The sequence below is a fragment of the Streptomyces mabaensis genome (genome assembly GCF_053763515.1).
This window is the reverse complement of the sequence record NZ_JBSOPZ010000092.1, coordinates 1-623: the sequence shown is the minus strand read 5'-3', so window position 1 is coordinate 623 and position 623 is coordinate 1. Positions and strand designations below refer to the sequence as shown.

Sequence of the window (623 nt, the reverse complement as noted above, 5' to 3'; positions counted from 1 at the left end):
CAGTCGTGACTGCGTGCCTTTTGAAGAATGAGCCTGCGAGTTTGCGGTGTGTTGCGAGGTTAACCCGTGTGGGGAAGCCGTAGCGAAAGCGAGTCCGAATAGGGCGGTTTAGTAGCGCGCTCAAGACCCGAAGCGGAGTGATCTAGCCATGGGCAGGTTGAAGCGGAGGTAAGACTTCGTGGAGGACCGAACCCACCAGGGTTGAAAACCTGGGGGATGACCTGTGGTTAGGGGTGAAAGGCCAATCAAACTCCGTGATAGCTGGTTCTCCCCGAAATGCATTTAGGTGCAGCGTCGTGTGTTTCTTGCCGGAGGTAGAGCACTGGATAGGCGATGGGCCCTACCGGGTTACTGACCTTAGCCAAACTCCGAATGCCGGTAAGTGAGAGCGCGGCAGTGAGACTGTGGGGGATAAGCTCCATGGTCGAGAGGGAAACAGCCCAGAGCATCGACTAAGGCCCCTAAGCGTACGCTAAGTGGGAAAGGATGTGGAGTCGCAGAGACAACCAGGAGGTTGGCTTAGAAGCAGCCACCCTTGAAAGAGTGCGTAATAGCTCACTGGTCAAGTGATTCCGCGCCGACAATGTAGCGGGGCTCAAGCGTACCGCCGAAGTCGTGTCATT

The 623-nt window shown here is 56.2% G+C and carries 1 rRNA gene; it reads left to right on the top strand.

The features are described 5' to 3' along the window. Window positions 1-623 (top strand): 23S ribosomal RNA (locus ACWV17_RS33850); the annotation flags it as partial.